This window comes from Streptomyces sp. NPDC055078 (genome assembly GCF_053607985.1).
The window spans coordinates 1-3,055 of the sequence record NZ_JBSGUP010000846.1; the positions used below are offsets into that span (position 1 = coordinate 1).

General features: G+C 71.8%; 2 protein-coding genes. Both read left to right on the plus strand.

Features of this window, described 5'->3' with window-relative positions; translation table 11 throughout:
- The first annotated feature begins 184 nt into the window (after positions 1–184).
- Entirely contained in the window at positions 185–2,008 is a 1,824-nt protein-coding gene (locus tag ACWF94_RS37560; RefSeq protein ID WP_453499269.1) for a glycoside hydrolase family 3 protein, read from the plus strand.
- A 302-nt stretch (positions 2,009–2,310) separates the two neighbouring features.
- On the plus strand, positions 2,311–2,925 hold the full coding sequence (locus tag ACWF94_RS37565) for a hypothetical protein (RefSeq protein WP_453499270.1): 615 nt from the start codon (positions 2,311–2,313) through the stop codon (positions 2,923–2,925).
- Positions 2,926–3,055 lie beyond the last annotated feature (130 nt).

Here is a 3,055-nt window from a genome sequence, read left to right on the forward strand (position 1 = left end):
CGGCACGCCCCCTCCCGGCGCTGCCGGTGGCGGCACACACCGGCTGAACTGGTGATCTTTCGCCCGGCATGTGCCGCCTCCCTTGCCGCGACCTTGACCTGGCAGTTACTTTCATCCGGCTTAATCCGTGTGTCCTTGGAAGATTCCTTCAACTCCCTTGTCAGGCAAGGCCGGAAGGAGCACCATGCACGACCGGAACTTCTCCAGACGTACTCTTCTCACGGCGGCGACGGCCGCCTCCGCGGTGGCCGTGGCGAGCACCACGCCCGCCGCCGCGGCGGGAGGCGCCAAGAACCCCGCACAGCTTGAGAAGCTGATCTCCCGGATGAGCCTGGAGGAAAAAGTCGGCCAGCTGTTTGTGCCGTACTTCTACGGGCAGTCCGCCACCGCACCCACCCAGCGCGACATCGACCAGAACCTCGCCGAGATCGGCGTGCGGACGGTCGCCGAGATGGTCGCCAAGTACCACCTCGGCGGGGTCATCTACTTCGGCTGGTCACGCAATATCCGCGATCCCCATCAGCTGGTGGATCTCTCCAACGATATCCAGCGCGCCGCCCTGGCCGACGGCACACCGGTCCCGCTGGTGATCTCCATCGACCAGGAGCACGGGTCGACCACCCGGATCGGCAGGCCGGCCACCCAGTTGTCGGGCGCGATGGCGCTGGGCGCGGGACGCTCGGTGTCCGACGCCCGTACGGCGGGCCGGATCGCGGGCGTCGAACTGGCCGCCATGGGCATCCTGCAGAACTTCGCCCCGGTCGCGGACGTCAATGTCAACCCGGCCAACCCGATCATCAATGTGCGGTCGTTCGGCTCCGAGGCCGACTCGGCCGCCCGGCTGGTCGCCGCCCAGGTGCGCGGCTACCAGGGCGCGGGGGTCGCGGCCTCCGCCAAGCACTTCCCCGGGCACGGCGACACCGGGACGGACAGCCACACCGGGCTGCCGGTGATCACCCACACCCGTGAGGAGTGGGACCGGATCGACGCCCCGCCCTTCAAGGCGGCGATCGACGCGGGCGTCGACTCGATCATGACGGCGCACCTCCAGGTCCCGGCGCTGGACCCGAGCAATGACCCGGCCACCCTCTCGCACCCGATCCTGACCGGCGTCCTGCGCGGGGAACTCGGTTTCGACGGCGTGATCGTGACCGACGCGCTCAACATGGCGGGAGTACGGACCAAGTACGGGGACGAGCGCGTGCCCGTGCTCGCCCTTAAGGCGGGCGCGGACCAACTGCTGTTCCCGCCCAATCTGGACCTCGCCTGGAACGCGGTTCTGCGCGCCGTCCGGGGCGGCGAGATCACCGAGGCCCGGCTCGACGAGTCGGTCCGGCGCATTCTGCGCCTCAAGCAGAAGGTGGGGCTGCTCGACGGCGACCCCTATGTCACCCACCGGGGTGTGGACCGCACGGTCGGCATCCGCAAGCATCTGGCGACCGCCGACCGGATCGCCGAGCGGACCACCACGCTCCTGGTCAACGAGGACGACTTCCTGCCGCTGAGCAGGCGCAAGCAGAAGAATCTGCTGATCACCGGAGCGGACCCGGTGTTCCCGGCGGACGCCGGCCGTACGTCGATCCCCGTACTGACCGAGGCGTTCGGCGGCCTGGGCTTCACCGCGACCGGTCTGCCCACCGGCCGGACGCCGAACGCCGCGAAGATCGACGAGGCGGTGGCGGCGGCCCAGGGCCGGAACGCGGTGATCGTCCTCACCGACAACGTCGGCGCCACCAGCGCCCAGCGCACCCTGGTGCGGCGGCTGGTCGAGACCGGCGTGCCGGTCGTCACCGTCGCCGTCCGCAACCCGTACGACATCGCCCAGCTCGGCGGTGTCCGGGCGGCACTCGCCACGTACTCCTGGGCCGAGGTGGAGATGCCGACGGTGGCCCGGGTGATCGCGGGCCGCGCCGAGCCCGGTGGGCGGCTCCCCGTGCCCGTCCAGCGGGCCGACGACCCGACGAAGGTGCTGTACCCGGTCGGGCACGGTCTGTCCTACGACGACTGACCGCCCACCGCCCGGAGGGCGGTGAACCGCCGTACCGCTGGGGCTCGTCGGACCGGACGAGCCCCAGTGGTACGTCCAAGGGCCTGCGTCCCACAGCACGGACACCCGTCGGTCGAACGGACCAGCGACGCCTGACGGTCATCGGCCACGGGTGACCCGTCATCAGTCGTAGGCAGATCGCTCAGCCGTCTCCTGCGCGCCCCCGTCAACTGTCCCCTGACACTCGGTGCCGGTGGCGTGGCCCCGCTTCGACGGGTCACCCTGGACCGACCGGCCGGGCGGCCGGAGGGTCGGGGGTACTGATGGCAGCGCGACGGCGGTCCGCGGTGAGCGCCCTGGTACTCGTCCTGGCAGTGCTCGCCGCGGGCTGTCAGCAGGCCGCCGGGGAGCCCGCGGCGAGTTCGAGCGCCGTCGCCGCGTCCCTCCCCCCGGAGTACGGCACGGTCTTCCTCGGCCCCGGCGACTGCGGCTCCCGGGGCCGGGATGTCGGCGAGGTTCCGTGCAACAGCGAGAAGGCCGTCGCCCGGGTCGTCGCCCGGCACGGCGGACGGCCGTCGACCGGGCCCGCCTGCCCCCTGACCACCGACTTCGTCCTGCATATCTCCCACGGCCGGTCGTCGGCCGACGAGGACGGCGACGGCGATGTGGGGCAGGGTTACGCCTGTATGCGCAATCTGGAAGCGCCCCATCCGGGCGATCCCGGCGGAGGCGGCGGCCCCCACACCCTCGTCGGCGACTGCCTCTACGACGCGGGCCGGGGGCAGGTGAAGGAGACCGCCTGCGACGGATCGGGCGCCCACCGCCCCGAGTTCCGCATCGCGTCGGCGGTGCGTGCGCGATCGCAGTGCCCCGCGACGACCGACCTGTACGTCCAGCTACGCGGCCCCCTGCCCGCGGGCTGCGCCCGCCACGTCTGAGCGCCCACCGGCCGCCAGACTTCGTCCGGGGGGACCCCCAACAGGCTGAATTCGCGCACCCAGGGCCGGAAAACACCCCCCGCCGGCGATTGCGGCCCTGGGGGTCCCCCCACGCCGCAGGGCGTAGGGG